General features: G+C 38.5%; 21 protein-coding genes and 2 pseudogenes. 18 read left to right on the plus strand and 5 right to left on the minus strand.

Annotated features, from left to right (window positions below; genetic code table 11):
* Positions 1–278 precede the first annotated feature (278 nt).
* The 5 genes from DXA18_RS14770 (at position 279) to DXA18_RS14795 (ending at position 3,721) form a co-directional block, all read left to right on the plus strand.
* Positions 279–1,097: a PD-(D/E)XK nuclease family transposase gene (locus DXA18_RS14770; protein ID WP_199575610.1), complete on the plus strand. Its 819-nt coding sequence runs from the start codon at positions 279–281 to the stop codon at positions 1,095–1,097.
* 760 nt (positions 1,098–1,857) lie between these two features.
* Positions 1,858–2,184: a hypothetical protein gene (locus DXA18_RS14780; protein ID WP_243007157.1), complete on the plus strand. Its 327-nt coding sequence runs from the start codon at positions 1,858–1,860 to the stop codon at positions 2,182–2,184.
* 64 nt (positions 2,185–2,248) lie between these two features.
* On the plus strand, positions 2,249–2,629 hold the full coding sequence (locus tag DXA18_RS14785) for a hypothetical protein (RefSeq protein WP_004614497.1): 381 nt from the start codon (positions 2,249–2,251) through the stop codon (positions 2,627–2,629).
* Between the two features lie 30 nt (positions 2,630–2,659).
* Positions 2,660–3,424 carry a class I SAM-dependent methyltransferase gene (locus tag DXA18_RS14790; RefSeq protein ID WP_023924069.1) on the plus strand — a complete coding sequence of 255 codons (765 nt, stop codon included), beginning with the start codon at positions 2,660–2,662 and terminating at the stop codon, positions 3,422–3,424.
* Between the two features lie 87 nt (positions 3,425–3,511).
* Positions 3,512–3,721, plus strand: a complete 210-nt coding sequence (locus DXA18_RS14795) for a DUF6219 family protein (RefSeq protein ID WP_008392833.1) — start codon at positions 3,512–3,514, stop codon at positions 3,719–3,721.
* 105 nt (positions 3,722–3,826) lie between these two features.
* On the opposite strand, the gene DXA18_RS14800 is transcribed toward DXA18_RS14795, so the two are convergent.
* From DXA18_RS14800 to DXA18_RS14810, 3 genes are all read right to left on the minus strand, one after another.
* Positions 3,827–4,474 carry a CpXC domain-containing protein gene (locus DXA18_RS14800; protein ID WP_118384521.1) on the minus strand — a complete coding sequence of 216 codons (648 nt, stop codon included), beginning with the start codon at positions 4,472–4,474 and terminating at the stop codon, positions 3,827–3,829.
* A 65-nt stretch (positions 4,475–4,539) separates the two neighbouring features.
* Positions 4,540–5,055 (minus strand): ImmA/IrrE family metallo-endopeptidase, encoded by a 516-nt coding sequence (locus DXA18_RS14805; protein ID WP_330424625.1) that lies wholly within the window; start codon positions 5,053–5,055, stop codon positions 4,540–4,542.
* Between the two features lie 92 nt (positions 5,056–5,147).
* Entirely contained in the window at positions 5,148–5,381 is a 234-nt protein-coding gene (locus tag DXA18_RS14810; RefSeq protein WP_243007159.1) for a hypothetical protein, read from the minus strand.
* A 209-nt stretch (positions 5,382–5,590) separates the two neighbouring features.
* Between DXA18_RS14810 and DXA18_RS14820 the strand changes: the two are divergent.
* Both DXA18_RS14820 and DXA18_RS14825 read left to right on the plus strand, forming a co-directional pair.
* Positions 5,591–5,797 (plus strand): annotated as a pseudogene (locus tag DXA18_RS14820) (aldo/keto reductase); the annotation flags it as partial.
* A 21-nt stretch (positions 5,798–5,818) separates the two neighbouring features.
* Positions 5,819–6,010 (plus strand): hypothetical protein, encoded by a 192-nt coding sequence (locus DXA18_RS14825; protein WP_118384522.1) that lies wholly within the window; start codon positions 5,819–5,821, stop codon positions 6,008–6,010.
* A 413-nt stretch (positions 6,011–6,423) separates the two neighbouring features.
* Here the strand turns inward: DXA18_RS14825 and DXA18_RS14830 are convergent, their stop codons facing one another.
* A complete protein-coding gene (locus DXA18_RS14830) occupies positions 6,424–6,717 on the minus strand; it encodes a PAS domain-containing protein (RefSeq protein WP_118384523.1) in 294 nt (97 codons plus the stop codon).
* The gene (locus DXA18_RS14835; protein WP_147345614.1) at positions 6,696–8,297 is read right to left on the minus strand and encodes a diguanylate cyclase domain-containing protein; all 1,602 of its coding nucleotides are present in this window, start codon (positions 8,295–8,297) and stop codon (positions 6,696–6,698) included. Before DXA18_RS14835 ends, DXA18_RS14830 begins: the two co-directional genes overlap by 22 nt.
* Positions 8,298–8,484: 187 nt before the next feature.
* On the opposite strand from DXA18_RS14835, the gene DXA18_RS14840 reads away from it, so the two are divergent.
* The 11 genes and pseudogenes from DXA18_RS14840 (at position 8,485) to DXA18_RS14880 (ending at position 14,407) form a co-directional block, all read left to right on the plus strand.
* Complete coding sequence (locus DXA18_RS14840) at positions 8,485–8,754, plus strand: ArsR/SmtB family transcription factor (RefSeq protein WP_118384525.1); 270 nt, start codon at positions 8,485–8,487, stop codon at positions 8,752–8,754.
* Between the two features lie 9 nt (positions 8,755–8,763).
* A complete protein-coding gene (locus DXA18_RS14845) occupies positions 8,764–9,447 on the plus strand; it encodes a DUF5714 domain-containing protein (RefSeq protein WP_199665597.1) in 684 nt (227 codons plus the stop codon).
* Positions 9,440–9,844 (plus strand): annotated as a pseudogene (locus DXA18_RS14850) (arsenate reductase ArsC). Before DXA18_RS14845 ends, DXA18_RS14850 begins: the two are co-directional and overlap by 8 nt.
* A gap of 280 nt (positions 9,845–10,124) precedes the next feature.
* Complete coding sequence (locus DXA18_RS14855; RefSeq protein WP_118384526.1) at positions 10,125–10,535, plus strand: peptide deformylase; 411 nt, start codon at positions 10,125–10,127, stop codon at positions 10,533–10,535.
* A gap of 26 nt (positions 10,536–10,561) precedes the next feature.
* Positions 10,562–10,930, plus strand: a complete 369-nt coding sequence (locus DXA18_RS14860) for a VOC family protein (RefSeq protein ID WP_118384527.1) — start codon at positions 10,562–10,564, stop codon at positions 10,928–10,930.
* An 81-nt stretch (positions 10,931–11,011) separates the two neighbouring features.
* On the plus strand, positions 11,012–11,767 hold the full coding sequence (locus tag DXA18_RS14865) for an EFR1 family ferrodoxin (protein ID WP_118384530.1): 756 nt from the start codon (positions 11,012–11,014) through the stop codon (positions 11,765–11,767).
* A gap of 57 nt (positions 11,768–11,824) precedes the next feature.
* Complete coding sequence (locus DXA18_RS14870) at positions 11,825–12,181, plus strand: VOC family protein (protein WP_005426079.1); 357 nt, start codon at positions 11,825–11,827, stop codon at positions 12,179–12,181.
* A gap of 81 nt (positions 12,182–12,262) precedes the next feature.
* Positions 12,263–13,171 carry an ABC transporter substrate-binding protein gene (locus DXA18_RS16260; RefSeq protein ID WP_243007160.1) on the plus strand — a complete coding sequence of 303 codons (909 nt, stop codon included), beginning with the start codon at positions 12,263–12,265 and terminating at the stop codon, positions 13,169–13,171.
* A 2-nt stretch (positions 13,172–13,173) separates the two neighbouring features.
* Positions 13,174–13,707, plus strand: coding sequence for a hypothetical protein (locus DXA18_RS16265; RefSeq protein ID WP_243007161.1), 534 nt, complete (start codon positions 13,174–13,176; stop codon positions 13,705–13,707).
* Positions 13,707–14,105, plus strand: coding sequence for a hypothetical protein (locus DXA18_RS16270; RefSeq protein ID WP_243007162.1), 399 nt, complete (start codon positions 13,707–13,709; stop codon positions 14,103–14,105). The genes DXA18_RS16265 and DXA18_RS16270 overlap by 1 nt, the downstream gene beginning before the upstream one ends.
* 146 nt (positions 14,106–14,251) lie before the next feature.
* Complete coding sequence (locus DXA18_RS14880; protein WP_243007163.1) at positions 14,252–14,407, plus strand: hypothetical protein; 156 nt, start codon at positions 14,252–14,254, stop codon at positions 14,405–14,407.
* Positions 14,408–14,438 lie beyond the last annotated feature (31 nt).

Below are 14,438 nucleotides of genomic sequence, written 5' to 3' on the forward strand. Positions count from 1 at the left end.
TCCGACTCCCGTGCATTCGCCTTCGCTGCCGCGATGCGCCGGACGCAGGAAAAGCGAGGGGCTTTCCCGCCGGGCACCGCGACCGCTCATTATATGCACGGAGATTGCTGAAATGGGGCGCTACCCCAGACCCCGACCACTCCGCGCAAGCCGCAGGATTTTGTCCTTTCGGCGGGGAAAATACAAGTCTTGAATGTTTACCGGCTTTCTTGTAAAATATATATATAGCAAGATGGTTGATACCTTCTTGTGAGTCGAACAGGAGGTGGTTAACACCGATGAATCAGGAAGAAACGATGCTTTTGCATAAGGAGAGATACAAGGAAACGATTAAGAACCTGACCGTGATGAGCGATATTCTCGCGCGGAACGTATTCAAAGATAAGAATGCCTGCGAGTATGTCCTTAGAATCATTCTGGAAGACAAAGAGCTGACCGTCATCGACAATGAGACGCAGATGGATTTCAGAAACATGCACGGCAGGGGTGTCGTGTTGGATTGCGTGGCAAGGGATGGAAGCGGACGCGTCTTCAACGTCGAGATACAGCAAGACGATGAGGGAGCGCACCCGAAGCGTGCAAGATACCATCTTGGGATGATGGACTCGAACGTGCTGGATACGGGAAAGAACTTCGATAAGCTCCCGGAGACCTACGTGATATTTGTCACCTTGAAGGACGCGCTTGGATGCGGACTCCCGATAGCCCATATCGACCGGATAATCCGCGAGAACGGCAAGGAGTTCGGGGACGAGGAACACTTCATCTACGTGGATTCCAGCAAGAACGATGGCGGCGAGCTTGGAAGACTGATGCACGACTTCCGTGTGAAGGAAGTGAAGGAGATGCAGGCGGGAGCCTTGGCCGACCGCGTGCACGAACTGAAAGAGACCGAGAAAGGGGTGGAACATATGTGCAAGGAAATGGAAGCCCTGCGTCTGGAAGGCGTAGAGGAAGGAAGAATGGAAGAGAAAAAAGCGGTAGCATATTCTCTCGCTGACAGGAAGATGAGTGCCGAGGAGATAGCGGAAATCATCAAGGTCAACATTGAAACCGTCAAGGGATGGCTTGCAGGTAGTGTTTCTACTGCAAGATAGATAACCACTTAGACGGCTTTACGGTTTTATGGCTCTGCGGGTTATTAGCTCGCAGGGTCTTTTGCTAAAGAAATATGAAACGCAGCCCTGTTGCTTAAGGGATGATTTGCAAAAAGTAGAAATCCACGTCCGACAGATTTGCGGGACATGGATTTCTTATTGGCTAATGCCGACACATTCGAGTATCCAATTCTCCAACGAGAAGGTTGGGGCGGTTAGACAATTCTATTGACTTTAAGCTGCTAACATTCTGCTAACTGATGCCATTCCACAAGTGGATACGCAGCACCGGCTAAGGCAGAAAGAAGCATTCGCTTAATTCATAGAATGCCCGTAGTTACAGCGTCAAGCGGTCATCTGGTATCAGAGGATACCAAGTGCTACCGAATTGCAGGGAGAACTCCTAAGCGAGGGGTCGGAGGTTCAAATCCTCTTGGCGACGGGCTTTAAAGCGTTCGAAAATGTTAGCTGGATTAGCTGACAGCGAACGCTTTTCTTATTTCTAATCACGTTCGTGACACGAAATTCCATTCAAAATGATCCATTTCCAGCTAACATTTGGGTTCCTCTCTGTTGTCACCTCTTATTTGGGAATGTAAATCAGAGAAAAGGCGGGAAAAGAAACAATCTCTCTGAAACCTGCAAACATAAATTAGCTGAAACAGTATTCAATTCTATTAGCTACAGCTAATAGTCAAACAATGATTATATTCAGTTACCACCACTTAAAAAAGACACACCGTCCGATGTGGTAGCATTTATGTGGGAGTACATGAAAGTACCGGAGGATTCAAGAGAAAAAGTTAAGAATCTGCTTAAAGATGCAAATGAAAATGGTGTAAAATTAAGTCATCAGGCACCAACACTGTATGATGTTGTCCCAAAAGAAGAAATTACTGAATTTGAAGAGCTTATGCGCAAAACCATAGCTGACATTGTATCAGAAGCCAGTGGCATTGCCTGTTGGGTGTATGTGCAGAAATATGTGAAACAGAAAACTCTTGACGAAATGTTGCAAGAATTGCCAGGAGCAGGCCAGTTTATCATTGTCATGGATACCTGGTTCGAAAGACTGATGGCGGAATAATGGATGCTATGATAGAATAAAGAAAACGATTTGAAGTGCAAATCGAAATTTAGGAGTGATATAAATGATTAAAGATTTAATGTATATTGAACTAAAAACAGGATATTCTGATGATGGTCCAGCATGGATTGGATATGTGAAAACTTCAAAAACCAAGAAAACCATTTACTTTAATGACCATGCTTTTCAAAAATATAATGGTGGTTATTCTAACTATGTAGATATTGAAAACGGCGATGAATATTGGATTTCTGGCTTGAAAAAGAGAGAGAGCAATCGTCATTGGGCCGGTCATGGGAAAATTATGATTGACCGCAGAGCTGTTAATGAATATCTTACTCTGATTGGAGAGAAAGAATTACCCCTAAATTTGTTTGAAATAATTGACATTGAAGACAGATTTCCAGTTGAAAGAGTAAATAATCTTTTGAACGACAAAGAATAAAATTTGAAGTTTACAGCGAGGTAAAAGTTTATGAATAACTATAATGAAGTGAAAAAATCATTTGGTACACAAGCAGAGAAATTTGCTTCATATCATATGTCTAAGGCAGAATATACCGATTATTTGATTCGTAGTATTCAGGCAAAGGGCAATGAACATGCATTGGAGGTTGCTGCTGGAACCTGTATATGTGGAAGAGCAGTGGCTCCTTATGTTAAGGACATTACTTGTTTGGATTTGACAGAAGCAATGTTGGAGCAGGGAAAAAAACTGGCAAAGCAAGAAGGTATTCAGAACATATCATTTGTATCGGGGAATGCGGAATGCTTACCTTTTGAAGATGAAACATTTGACCTTGTGATTACAAGACTTTCATTGCACCATTTTGTTGAGCCTGAAAAGCCTTTTCGGGAGATGCAACGAGTTTTGAAAAAAGGTGGAAAACTTGTTATTTGGGATATGGTAGCGACTACAGAAGAATTGCGTGAAACTAATGACGCTATTGAAACGATGCGTGATAACTCACATACAAGAATACTTAGCAGAGAAGAATTTGAAGCATTGTTTGAGGATGCTTTTGAGCTTCAGCTTGAAGAAACAACACTTGTTCCTGTAAATCTACAAAGTTGGATGGATTTGACAAGTACACCAGAGGATATTCAAAAAGATATTATTGATAAAATGGAATACGATTTGAATGGTGGAGATAAAACAGGTTTTAATCCCTATATCAAGGAGGGACAAATATGCTTTGACCATAGGTGGTTATTGCTGATTGGAAAAAAGGAAAACTAATCCCCATTTATCAAGAAAAAGAAACTTTCAGTTTGTATATATCTTTTAAAAGGTATATGATTAAGAGAAACGGCAGGAGGTATCTGAATGAAATCACATAAATATTGGTCTATCGGTGCACTGATTACAATGCTTGGAACTTTTTATACAGGTTATAAGGGATCAAAAGAAGGCCATAAGTACTTTGCAGCAAGTTCTTTGCTTTGCATGATTATGGCTATTTATACAGGACACAAGATGATTTCTGGTAAAAGTAGGAAGAAAAAAGAAGTTTCAGTAGAGAGTGTTGAAGATTAAAAAACAAAATATTTTAATAAATAACGCCGGTGCGGGATTTTTGATATCCAGTACTGGCGTTATTTATTCTACAGGGGCTTGGGGGTGTAGCCACCAAATATATTATTAATTTTCTTCTTCGGTAAGTTTGTTAAGGATCCACTCCCTATTGATAACAATATCCTCATCATCGCGGAGATCTTTGAAATCAGTGCAGTGTGAAGAAGCAAATTCATACATATTGTCAATGTCAACTGCACCAGTGATCTCCCCCTTATTAATGATTATAAGAATATTTGTTCCGTCGTCGACAGCAAAGCGCAGTTCATCAAATTCTTTATCAGGATTATTTTTGAGAATAGAATCTGCCGCAAGTAATTTAACAAGTTCTATTATCCTGTCATCCTTACCAGCATCAAAGATTTTGATCTTTTCAACGAGCTGATTTGCTGATGTCACAATCCGGTTTAAGTACTTTTCGGTACGAAAATCAGCCAAAGCATTTTCTCCATAAAACATTTCATATGTCTTCTCTACTTCTGATTCAGGAACCAGATAAATCATGATAAGATCTTCCATCTGGTGATAGAGCGTAGGATAGTTTAAGCGAAAGGTCTCTCCACAGTTCGGGCAGGTATAAAGGAAAATAGACTGATTAAGTACCTTCTTTTTCATTTCAGGATCCAGTACAGTATTAATGCTGTCCCAGACTTCAAAGTCTCCCTCATGATGGCAGAAAGGGCAAGTTACCTTTTCCATATGATGTTTTGACATAAATAATCCCCCTCTCAGTGAGATAAATCGATAGTTTTCTTATTGTAGAATACGCTTATCCTCTATTATTTCGCCAGGAAATTACTCTGAATCTCCATCGGCATATGATAAGCCTGGCCTCGTTTTGTCAGGCTGTATAATTTAAAGCTCATTAGTTCCGGAGTCGCATTCAATGAACTGCAGAGTCCGAAATAATCCAGGTCCTCGTTCTGAACCATCTCTTCAATGTTTTCATCTTCAATAAGAAGATCGGCAGCAAACAGATTGGCCTGGTATTCTGTATTATCCGTCATATTGTAGAGTGTATCATCTTGCATCGGAGCCATTTTCAGCTGGGAACGATGCAGGATGATATGCCCTAATTCATGAGCGGCAACGATCATCTTTTCTTCTTCTGAAAGGAAACTGCTGATCATGACATAGATCGTCTTGCAGCTCATAAAACAATATCCTTTCAGTGTCTTATATCTGGAAGTTTCCCCGACAACAATGTTCATCTGATCCATGATCTCAAAGGGATCCCTGGTGCCATATTTCTTGATTAATTTCTTTGTTTCTGTATATATGTAAGTGTTTCTCAAATAAATCACCTCAAAAGTAAAAAATAAAAAGGGCAGAAATATCCTTGTAACTATAAGGTAACAGATTAGGTGTACAATAATCCCGCCTTCTATTATTTTTCCTCTTGTTTTTTCAGATATTTTTTCGGTGTAAATTTCTTTGCACGTCTTTTGGAATCCAGATAAAGGCTCTGGATCTCATCCATAAAAGCTATTTTATCTTCGTCTGTCAGTGATCCACCAGCAAACATAGCTGCAGCCTGTTCCAGAATCTGCTGAGCCTGTTTGGCACCGCGGTTACCAAACTGTTCGGATGCCTCTGTGATAAAAGCTTCATCCTCACTCATGAGATAAGAAACATCACACTGTAATGCATCTGGCAATTGAGGTGCCGGGAGTGGATTGTTCCAATGAGTGGTGTGAGGCGGTATCGGAGAAAGAGTACGCTGGATTAAGATAAGGAGAGCACTATGGAATACGGTAAACTCGGAAATACAGATATAGAAGTGTCAAAATTATGTGTGGGCTGCATGAGTTTTGGGAAAGCTGGAACCATGCATGGCAGTGGGCAAAGGGAATTCTATCGCCTATTATTGGGGCAACCAAAACGCAGTATCTGGATGATTCAGCCGGAGCATTTGACATTAAATTAACTGCCGAAGACCTTGCATATCTTGAAGAGCCATATGTTCCACATGAGATAGTTGGTGCAATTGATAAAAATCCGGCGCAAGGTGTTATTTTGCTTGATGAAAAGAAATAATAAAGAACGAGGTGTAGCCATATGAAGAAATATTTATCAGTTATTCTAGGAATTATCCTCACAGCCTGTCTGGTTGCATGTGGTAGTTCTAACAAGGATTCCGTGAACGATGATAAACAAGAGGTAAGACTGGGAAAAATGAATATGCCAGAGCGTGAGGTTGTAGAATTGCTGAGTAACGGAGACGTAGAATTAAAAATTTCGAAAGAATGAAATTGCTGTTTTTCTATACGAAGAGCTCGACAGATTTTAGATAATTGCAATCTGTGAAGGATTTGCAATTTTAGGAATGATATTTTTGATTATCAGTTGATAGTCAACTTCCAGTTTGTTGAATTAAAAATGAAATAAAGTTTCAGTAATCATAGAGTGTATGGATTCAATTCCATATGCTCTTTTTCTTTTACTTAATTTCAAGAAAAATGCAGAAATCTAATGTTACGAGTTTCTTACGAGTGGCATTAAAAAAAACTCGCAAGAAAACTCGTAAGAAAAAAAGTAAAAAAATTTGCTTTTGACAACTGTAAAACAGTCTCTGAGCAACAAAGTCGATTTCCTTTTGATAGAGCTTGCCGACATAAACATTATATGAAAATAGATCATACGCTCTGTTTTTTTGCAATATTTTATCTTGCGAATTTATCATTGTAACGAATATGCATATCTTCCAAATCCATGAACAATACATAAAATACTTTCCCGTATTGCGGGCTCTCTACAATTCTTCCATGATCAAGAACAGAAAAATAAGTTCCGTTAGCTTTTCGAAGATGAAAGTGAATATAGTCATTTTCATTGCCATTGTCAATCTGTTCCCAGATACTTGATTCTATCTGTTGCTGTTCATCTTCACGAATCAAGTTGCGAAAACTTTTCTCAGTAAGTCTGAACAGTTCATCTATATCTTTATATCCGGACATATGAAGAAATTCATCATTTGCAAAAATAGTTCATCATCTTCTTTGTCAGCTCTGTATATGATGAATGCACCTGGAAGATGTTCAGAGATATCCTTGAATGTGAATCCAAGTTGTTTGCGGGCACCTGACCGAAGTCCTTCTCTGTAGACCATACATCCATTTTTTCCATGAAGCTTTATTTCATAAAGAGCGGCATCTGCGCAGCGCATGAGCTGTGAACGATTGGATGCAAATGTTGGATATTCTGCATATCCTAGAGAAATATAAAATGCATGTTCCTTACCATGGTATGAGAATGATTTAGGAAGTTTGGTGAATTTCTGCAGCTGTATATCTGCTTCTGCAAAGGTACAATTTGGTAAAAGAATGCAGAATTCGTCACCACCATTTCTTCCAAGTAATGCATCGGATGGGAAAAAAGTCTTCATGCTGTCTGCAAGATTCTTTAGCGCCCTGTCTCCGTAATTATGTCCATAGATATCATTAATAAACTTGAAATCATCGATATCAAGGAGCGCAGCCACAAAATGTGCTTTTGGATTTTTTTGAATCATTTTTTCTGCAAATTCATCAAATCCATAGCGGTTATAAATATTTGTAAGAGAATCTGTGCGCGCCAGTATCTGAAACTTTTTCTTATGTTCATTTTCTACTAACCATATTCTGGTAAGAACTGACAGGAGAAGGCTTATTGTAAGAAACATTCCGATGATGATTGTCAGTAGAGTGGCATTTCTCCATCCACTTTTAGGACTTACTTCAAATTTCCAGTTTTCATCTCCTATTGTAAATGTATAAGAAACAGGATGATTTGTTTGCCCATCTGATTGATAAACCACTTTATAAGTATCACTCCATGGAGCGACTGTTTTTGAAATTTTATATTCGTATCCAAAATTTGAAAGTGCACTGATTGAATCTGAAAAAATATCCGGAACACGCAGGATAACAATAGTAAATCCCCAGAAATACTCATGTCCGTTTTTATCTTTCAGGTATACGGGATTGCGGACTGCAATTCCATATCCTCCCTGTTTTAATTTGAAGGGGCCCTGCGTAATGATTGTATGGTTGTCTCTTGCGTAACAGGAAATTTTTCTGCGGTCTTTATCATGGAGCAAATCAATCTTACCTGCCTCATTTTCATTAGCCGGATAAATATCTGTAACAACACCATTAGGAGCGAGCTGTACACTTTCAATAGAATCAGACATAAGATTTCCTGCAATTGTTTCAAACTGATGGATTTCGCCATCTTCACTTATTAAGATTTGCTTCAAGGTATCTGTGATCTCAATTCCATTTGTAATTTCATTCTTTATTTGTTCGCCATAGGTGGCTACGTTTAATTGTGCTGTTATGTGTCTCTGCTCTTTTTCGTGGGTGTCTGTTTTGTATACAATCAAACTAACAAGGCATATGCCCAGTAAAAAAGTGATAAGAGGCACAAGTGTTTGTTTTTTCACTTGGTTCACCTCGTTTTGTCCATGGGAATTTTTACAATAAAGCATTATAGCACAGAAGTTGAAAAACAGAATAGGTTTTATGAAAAAAACGAACTGTGCATAATCCTTATACATCTATGACAGAAGAATGTATATCGATATTTATGACATTTATAAATTACTTCCAATCATTCCGCAAAATGAGGAGTTCAAAAATCTTATTAAAGATGTACGTAGTGTCCGCTTGACTAAATACACATTGACAAGAATCTATGCGTATGGTAATTTGATATATAGATGATTGTCTATGTGAGGTGGCAAAATGGATACAAGAGACATGATACTAATATGCAAAGCATTATCGGATACAAATAGACTGGAGATTGTTCAGATGCTGTCAGATGGAGAAAAATGCGGATGTAAGATTTTGGATAAATTTGATATCAGGCAGCCCACTTTATCCCATCACATGAAAATATTGGTTGACTGTGGGCTTGTAAATGACCGCAAGGAAGGCAAGTGGCATCATTATTCTCTGAACAAAAAAGTAATAAGAGAGGCAAGTTCATTTGTTGAAGCTTTGGGAATGTAGGAAATGGAAATGAAAGAAGAATGTATTATATGTAAAGCACCACTTATATATCTTGAAAAAGATGAAATGATGGAGTGCGTGTTATGCCATAAAAAGGAATTAAGCAAAACCCGATGTGAGCAGGGCCATTATGTATGTAATGAATGCCATACAAAAGGAATGGATGTAATTATAGACATATGTCTTAGTGAAACATCTAAGAATCCGATAGAAATTATAAGAAAAATGATGGAACAGCCATTCTGTCATATGCATGGACCAGAGCATCATGTTATGGTTGGTTCAGCGCTCCTTGCTGCATATAAAAATGCAGGTGGTGAGATTGATTTGCCAGAAGCGTTACTTGAAATGATGAATCGCGGAAAAGCTGTTCCGGGTGGCGTATGTGGATTCTGGGGTGCTTGTGGTGCTGGAATTAGTACAGGAATGTTTATATCAATAATCTCAGGAGCGACTCCACTTAAAAATGAACCCTGGGGTTTGGCTAATAAAATGACTTCCAAGGCACTTGACGCAATCGGAAGCATTGGTGGACCAAGATGTTGTAAAAGAGATTCCTATATAGCCATAATCTCAGCGATAGACTATGTGGAAGAGAATTTCAATATACAAATGGAAAAGCCTGTTATAAAGTGTATTCATTCTGATAAGAACAACCAATGTATTAAGGAGAGGTGCCCATTTCATGAATAAGAAAAAAGTCGCATTTATATGTGTTCATAATTCATGCCGTAGTCAGATAGCAGAGGCATTGGGAAAACATCTGGCATCAGATATATTTGAAAGCTATTAGGCCGGAACAGAGACAAAGCCTCAGATTAATCAGGATGCCGTTCGTATCATGAAAGAGATTTATGGAATAGACATGGAAGCAAATGGTCAGCATAGTAAGCTGATTACTGATATCCCAGATGTTGATATTGCAATATCCATGGGATGCAATGTGGGATGTCCTTTTATTGGAAAGGTGTTTGATGATAACTGGGGACTTGATGATCCAACGGGGAAATCAGATGATGATTTCAAGGCTGTGATACAGCGGATTGAGGAGAATATCATTGAGCTAAAGAAAAGGTTGAGTGAAAGTTAAAGTGGAGTTTTGCGTGAGCAAACATTAGAAAATGCAGATGGTTAAGGTGGTGATCAATGTGGTCATCACTTTTTACTTTATTCAATTCACGTTCGTGTCATGAAATTCCATAAAAAACGATCAATTTCCAACTAACATTTGAGTTCCGCTCTGTTGTCACCCCTTATTTGGGGATGTAAATCAGAGAAAAAGCGGAAAAGAAAATATCAAAAAAATGACGAATAAAGATAAGCCTGTGGTAGAATGGAAAAAAGAAAATGAAAGCTATAGGAGAAAGAAAATGGTAAAGCAAATTGTAAGAGATATTTTCTTTTTAGGTCAGCCATCCGAACCAGCTACGAAAGCAGATATCCAGGTTGGAAAGGATCTGCAGGACACATTGCAGGCAAACCGGGAACGGTGCGTTGGTATGGCTGCCAATATGATTGGTGTAAAAAAGAATATCATTATTGTAAATATGGGATTCATGGATGTAGTGATGTTTAATCCGGTGATTGTTTCAAAGCGTGACATGTATGAGACAGAAGAAGGTTGTTTATCCTTGGATGGTGTTCGTAAAACGACCAGATACCAGGAAATAGAAGTAGATTATTATGACTTCAACTGGAAAAAACAGCGTCAGAAGCTGTCAGGATGGACGGCACAAATCTGTCAGCATGAAATTGATCATTTATCCGGAAAGATTATTTAACCAAAGCGGATTGCGAGGTGACTGATATGCTGAAAAATGTACTGATTGTGGTGGATGATATAGAAAAATCCATAGAGTTTTATAAGGATTTATTTGGAATGCAAGTGATTCTTAAGAATGAAGGTAATGTGATCTTATCGGAGGGGCTTGTTTTGCAGGATGCCGACATATGGGGGAAAACATTGGATGAAACTTCTACGCCATTCAATAACATGATGGAACTGTATTTCGAGGATTTTGATATAGATGGATTGATTGCGAAATATGAATCTGGTAAGCATTTCGTTCGATATGCCACAAAGTTGACAGAACTTGCAGATGGGCAGAAGCTTGTAAGACTGTATGATCCGAGTGGTAATCTCATTGAGATTCGCACTCCGTTCAGATGTAATTAAAGGAGAGATTATGCAGATATAGACATGGATGAAATTGAGCCGTGTGTTCCGAATGGACTTAGATTGGAGGCAAGGAGTATAATGAAATTTTATAATATATTTTTCAGCCCGACCGGGGGTACAAAGAAAGTGGCAGATATTATTATTAACGGAACTAAACAGGAAGCTGAAATAATCGACCTGATCAAAGAACCAGATAAGATTAAAAAGGCACAATTTAAAAAAGATGATGTGTGTCTGGTTGGTGTACCGTCTTATGGAGGACGCATTCCGTCAGTTATAACAGAAATGTTTCGAAATGTAAAGGCAGACGGTACGAAGGCGATTCTTGCAGTGGTATTTGGAAACCGTGCAATTGACGATACTTTACTGGAGTTACAGGATGTTTTGGAAGAGTCAGGTTTTGTATGCATCGCAGGAATGGAGGCTGTCGCAGAACATTCCTTATTACACCAATTTGGAACCGGCCGTCCGGATTCGCAGGATGAAAAGGAATTGATGGGATTTGCTACAAAGATTATGGAAAATATTGCAACACAAAGAACACCTGAGTTTCCGGGAAACAGACCATATCGTCAATATGGTGGCGTGCCGTTTAAACCGACTGTAAATAAAAAGTGTACTTCTTGCGGTCTGTGTGCAAAAGAATGCCCAACAGGCGCTATTTCATTAGATGATCCGAAGATTACAGATAATGATAAGTGTATTTCCTGCATGCACTGCGTGGCAGTCTGTCCAAAGAAGGCAAGAAACTATAGTAAATTTATTAGCTTTATAGCCGGACGGAACATGAAGAAGATTTGTTCAGGCAGGAAAGAAAATAAATTATATTTATAATACAATAGAAAATAAGTCACACATTAAAAACACAGAATGTACAAAAGGAGAAGAATTATGAAGTTTAAAATGATTCATGAAAACTACAATGTATCAGACCTGGACCGATCTATTAAATTTTACAACGAGGCCCTTGATCTGCACGAAGTAAGAAGAAAGACTACCGATGATTTTATCATTGTGTATCTGAGCAACGATGTAAGTGATTTTGAGTTGGAACTTACCTGGCTTAAAGATCATCCACAGCCATATAATCTGGGTGAATGCGAATTCCATCTGGCATTCCAGGCAGAGGATTATGAGGCAGCGCACAAAAAGCACGAAGAGATGGGATGTATTTGTTTTGAAAATGAAGCAATGGGAATCTATTTCATTGTAGATCCAGATGGATACTGGCTTGAAATCCTGCCGTAAAGCTGGTTAGAAAATCGAATAAAGCTGATGTATATTGGCAATTTAAATGTGTTATAATCGGGAGAATGAGGAATTTGACGTATGAAAAAAAAGAAACGTTATCTGGCCGCATTGGTGGCGGGCGTATTTTTAGCAACTGCTGTTTTATCCGGATGTGGACAATCTAAAAAAGAGATATCTAAAAATGATGATCACCTTACCGTGTATTTATGGGAAAACCGTTTGATGAAAAATATTGCTCCATATATCCAGGAGCAGTTTCCAGATCACGATATTGAATTTATTGTTGGTAACAATGATACTGATTTATACAGCTATTTTGAAGAACATGGTGAACTGCCGGATATCATAACAGTACGTCGATTTTCTGGAACAGATGCACAGGATTTACAGCCTTATCTTATGGATTTCGCTTCTTATGATGTGGTTTCCAGGTATTACTCCTATGCATTGCAATACTATAAAAATTCAAAAGATGAAATTCAGTGGCTTCCTATTTGCGGTATCCCGCAGACAATCATTGCCAACAAGACATTGTTTGATCAGTATGGAATCAAGATTCCGGAAAACTATGAAGAATATGCACAGGCATGTCAGCAATTTTATGATAACGGTATAAAACCTTATTCCCTGGATCTTGCAGAAGACTGGTCTGCACATGAGGTGATTCAGACAGGTGCAATTGGTGAATTCATGAGTCTGGACGGAATCAAATGGCGAAGCTCAGCTGAAAGTGCATCAGAGAATATAGCGTTTGATGATGCATTATGGGAGCGTATTTTCTCAGAAACCAATACATTTCTAAGGGATTCACATTTTACAAAAGAGGATATCAGCGTCGATATTAACACTGCAACTCAGATGTTTCTTGAAGGAAAAGCAGCGATGTTTCATGGATATCCGGCGCTTATGCAGGAGTTTCAGAAACAGATGGATGCAGAATTAATTCGTATACCGTTTTTTCACAAATTTCGGATGAAGCTTTTATAAATATGACCCCTTCTCTAAATATAGCATTCAACAAAGATCTGGAAAAAGATCAGGAAAAACTGGATCTGGCATTAGATGTTCTGGATTGTATGATCTCAGAAGAAGGACAAAAACTGATTGCAGAGGGAAGTGGTGTGATTTCATTAAATATAGATGTTCCAAGCATGATGGAAGATGTACCTGGACTGGAAGATGAGATTAGTGATAATTCTGTTTATATCCGATATTCTGCTCAAAAATCTTTTGATGCCAGTCTTGAAGCCGTTCACGGATTGCTGTCAGGGGAAATGGATGCAACGCAGGCCTATAATGTTTTTCGTAATCTAATGAACAGTAAAGACACAGAAGAAAAAGCTACAGTAAATTTTGAACATAAGTATTCTATTTCGCTGAATGATAAAAATGGTCGTGATGCGGCATCTTCGATTTTAACTACGATCAGAAAAGAAAATGATGCACAGCTGCTTTTGCGCCATATTATTATTTTACTTCGTCTGTTTATAAAGGGGAATGCGCTGGCAGTCGAGTTGCGCTAATGACAGCGAAGAGTTCTGATACTTCATTATATCTTGCTAAAATAAACGGCAAACAGATACATGAACTTGTGAGTAAATATCTGACGGATTCTAACGATGATTTTTCTGTAACTGATAAATATGAATTACCGATAGCATCTGGTATGAAAATAGTTATCAAAGATGAAGAAAATAAATTCTCGTTAAAGGATATAATAGTAAATGAAAAGAAATTAGACGAAGAAAAAGAGTATTCTATTCTTCTTACGGAGACTACAATGTCTATTTTGAAAAAAATAAATCCGGAATGTGCAATCGAGCAGCTTAATGACACTACATTATCAAGTGCTTGGGTTGCAGCTATGGCAAACGGACAGCAGCCGTCAGCACCGGAAGATTATATAGAGGTTGAAAAATAAAAATGAGGATAGAACAAAAGATAACAAAAAGAAAAAGGATTATAGTTCGATTGTTTGTGGTGAGTCTCATTCTTTCAAGCCTGATTTTTATAAAACTATTATTGAACAGAATGGACAAGTATATTGATGAAAACGGAAAAAGCAGTATGAGAGCAGTTATCGAACAGATGCAGCAGACTTATGATCTTCAGGTGAATGGATATTACAGTCAGCTGCATTTGCTTGAGGATTCTCTACTTCAGGAGAAAGAACTGTCCCTTGAAACAGATAAAAAATTTTTGAGGTTGGCAGAAAAAATCTGAAAGTACACTTATATTCCTTCAGGAAAATGGA

The organism is Dorea sp. AM58-8 (assembly GCF_003464045.1).
GTDB classification, from domain to species: Bacteria; Bacillota; Clostridia; order Lachnospirales; family Lachnospiraceae; genus Claveliimonas; species Claveliimonas ammoniilytica.

Excerpts from the sequence above, each read along its gene's own strand:
- DXA18_RS14770 (WP_199575610.1), top strand. The coding sequence starts at position 279 with ATGAATCAGGAAGAAACGATGCTTTTGCATAAGGAGAGATACAAGGAA.
- DXA18_RS14780 (WP_243007157.1), top strand. The coding sequence starts at position 1,858 with ATGTGGGAGTACATGAAAGTACCGGAGGATTCAAGAGAAAAAGTTAAG.
- DXA18_RS14785 (WP_004614497.1), top strand. The coding sequence starts at position 2,249 with ATGATTAAAGATTTAATGTATATTGAACTAAAAACAGGATATTCTGAT.
- DXA18_RS14790 (WP_023924069.1), top strand. The coding sequence starts at position 2,660 with ATGAATAACTATAATGAAGTGAAAAAATCATTTGGTACACAAGCAGAG.
- DXA18_RS14795 (WP_008392833.1), top strand. The coding sequence starts at position 3,512 with ATGAAATCACATAAATATTGGTCTATCGGTGCACTGATTACAATGCTT.
- DXA18_RS14800 (WP_118384521.1), bottom strand. The coding sequence starts at position 4,474 with ATGTCAAAACATCATATGGAAAAGGTAACTTGCCCTTTCTGCCATCAT.
- DXA18_RS14810 (WP_243007159.1), bottom strand. The coding sequence starts at position 5,381 with ATGAGTGAGGATGAAGCTTTTATCACAGAGGCATCCGAACAGTTTGGT.
- DXA18_RS14825 (WP_118384522.1), top strand. The coding sequence starts at position 5,819 with ATGAAGAAATATTTATCAGTTATTCTAGGAATTATCCTCACAGCCTGT.
- DXA18_RS14830 (WP_118384523.1), bottom strand. The coding sequence starts at position 6,717 with ATGTCCGGATATAAAGATATAGATGAACTGTTCAGACTTACTGAGAAA.
- DXA18_RS14835 (WP_147345614.1), bottom strand. The coding sequence starts at position 8,297 with ATGTATAAGGATTATGCACAGTTCGTTTTTTTCATAAAACCTATTCTG.
- DXA18_RS14840 (WP_118384525.1), top strand. The coding sequence starts at position 8,485 with ATGGATACAAGAGACATGATACTAATATGCAAAGCATTATCGGATACA.
- DXA18_RS14845 (WP_199665597.1), top strand. The coding sequence starts at position 8,764 with ATGAAAGAAGAATGTATTATATGTAAAGCACCACTTATATATCTTGAA.
- DXA18_RS14855 (WP_118384526.1), top strand. The coding sequence starts at position 10,125 with ATGGTAAAGCAAATTGTAAGAGATATTTTCTTTTTAGGTCAGCCATCC.
- DXA18_RS14860 (WP_118384527.1), top strand. The coding sequence starts at position 10,562 with ATGCTGAAAAATGTACTGATTGTGGTGGATGATATAGAAAAATCCATA.
- DXA18_RS14865 (WP_118384530.1), top strand. The coding sequence starts at position 11,012 with ATGAAATTTTATAATATATTTTTCAGCCCGACCGGGGGTACAAAGAAA.
- DXA18_RS14870 (WP_005426079.1), top strand. The coding sequence starts at position 11,825 with ATGAAGTTTAAAATGATTCATGAAAACTACAATGTATCAGACCTGGAC.
- DXA18_RS16260 (WP_243007160.1), top strand. The coding sequence starts at position 12,263 with ATGAAAAAAAAGAAACGTTATCTGGCCGCATTGGTGGCGGGCGTATTT.
- DXA18_RS16265 (WP_243007161.1), top strand. The coding sequence starts at position 13,174 with ATGACCCCTTCTCTAAATATAGCATTCAACAAAGATCTGGAAAAAGAT.
- DXA18_RS16270 (WP_243007162.1), top strand. The coding sequence starts at position 13,707 with ATGACAGCGAAGAGTTCTGATACTTCATTATATCTTGCTAAAATAAAC.
- DXA18_RS14880 (WP_243007163.1), top strand. The coding sequence starts at position 14,252 with ATGAGAGCAGTTATCGAACAGATGCAGCAGACTTATGATCTTCAGGTG.